Here is a 1,561-nt window from a genome sequence, read left to right as displayed (position 1 = left end):
GTCTAGAGCGGGTAGACGCGCGCGAAGAGTGGAATTTTGTAAACTAATAACCGGAAGTTGTGTCGATAGACACGGGCATTGTAAGAAGGCGTTTCAAGCAAGGGGCGCTTTGCTGATTTACACTGCGTTCACCAACCTCATCTGTAACAAGGAAATAACCTATGGGCGTGATAAGTGAGTTCAAGGCCTTCGCGGTCAAAGGTAATGTGGTCGACATGGCCGTCGGTATCATCATCGGCGCTGCCTTCGGCAAAATCGTTACGTCATTTGTCGGCGACGTGGTGATGCCGCCAATCGGCTTGCTGATCGGTGGGGTGGACTTCAGTGATCTGGCCATCACACTCAAGGCCGCTAACGGTAATGTCCCGGCAGTGGTGCTGGCGTATGGCAAGTTCATCCAGAGCATGATCGACTTCATCATTGTCGCCTTCGCGATCTTCATGGGCGTCAAGGCCATTAACCGCCTGAAGCGCGAAGAGGCCGTTGCGCCAACCCTGCCGCCGGTTCCGACCAAGGAAGAAGAATTGCTGAGCGAGATCCGCGATCTGCTCAAGGCTCAGAACAATCGGCCCTGATCGCTGATTGCCCAGAGAAACGGCGCCTTCGGGCGCCGTTCGTTTACCAGTAGGTTTCCACCGCCACTTGGCCAGGTCGGCGACTGAGGCTCAAGTGCATGTCCCGTTGTTTCAGCAGCTTACGCGTCTCATCGATCATCTGTGGGTTACCGCAGAGCATCACCCGCGAATGCTCGGCTGTCAGCGCTACACCGGCCGTCTGTTCCAGTTCGCCATTTTCGATGAGGCTGGTGATCCGCCCGTTCAAGGCACCCGGATGCTGTTCGCGGGTGACGGTGGGAATGAATTGCAGTTTGTGCGCGTACTCGGCCAGGTAGTCACGCTGCGCTAGCTCCGCAATCAATGCCTGGTACGCCAGCTCCCGCGCTTCGCGCACGCTGTAGACCAGGATGATTCGTTCGAATTTCTCCCAAACTTCGAAGTCCTGCAGGATCGACAGAAACGGCGCCACGCCCGTGCCTGTGGATAACAACCAGAGATCACGGCCATCGACGAAGCGATCCAGCGTCAGATAACCGAAGGCCTGACGGTCGACCAGCAGCGTATCGCCAGCTTCCAGCCGACTCAGCTCACTGGTGAATTCCCCTCCCGGCACAACAATAGAGAAGAACTCAAGGAACTCGTCATAGGGCGAAGAGACCATGGAATAAGCCCGCCATACCGTGCTGCCGTCTGTCTTGGTGACACCCAGCCGGGCGAACTGCCCCGCTCGGAAACGAAAGCCCGCATCCCTGGTGGTACGCAGGGTGAACAGGTTCGGAGTCAACGGCCGGACCTCAAGCAAGGTCTGACGAGTGAATTTTTCAACACTGGCAGTCATGGGCCGCTCCGATCAACAGATGACACCAGTGTCCCCCAAAGCAGACGACGTAAACACCGATGGTTTGTAGTGTTATTCGTGCAGAGACTTGGGCAGTGCAATAAAGAACTAGTACCGGAGTGTTAATTTTGTATAACCCTAAAACAACGCTAAGAACTAGTTATGC

General features: G+C 55.6%; 2 protein-coding genes. One reads left to right on the top strand and one right to left on the bottom strand.

What is annotated here, in order from left to right:
• Nucleotides 1-161 precede the first annotated feature (161 nt).
• Nucleotides 162-575: a large-conductance mechanosensitive channel protein MscL gene (gene mscL, locus AC1DLB_RS29605; protein ID WP_018925819.1), complete on the top strand. Its 414-nt coding sequence runs from the start codon at nt 162-164 to the stop codon at nt 573-575.
• Between the two features lie 43 nt (nt 576-618).
• Here mscL and AC1DLB_RS29600 read toward each other — a convergent pair whose 3' ends face one another.
• Complete coding sequence (locus tag AC1DLB_RS29600) at nt 619-1,395, bottom strand: ferredoxin--NADP reductase (protein ID WP_086945915.1); 777 nt, start codon at nt 1,393-1,395, stop codon at nt 619-621.
• Between the last annotated feature and the right edge of the window lie 166 nt (nt 1,396-1,561).

This window comes from Pseudomonas sp. 05N434 (assembly GCF_056396965.1).
The sequence above is the reverse complement of the archived record's forward strand: the minus strand, read 5'-3'. Positions and strand labels throughout refer to the sequence as shown.

Excerpts from the sequence above, each read along its gene's own strand:
- AC1DLB_RS29600 (WP_086945915.1), bottom strand. The coding sequence starts at position 1,395 with ATGACTGCCAGTGTTGAAAAATTCACTCGTCAGACCTTGCTTGAGGTC.
- mscL (WP_018925819.1), top strand. The coding sequence starts at position 162 with ATGGGCGTGATAAGTGAGTTCAAGGCCTTCGCGGTCAAAGGTAATGTG.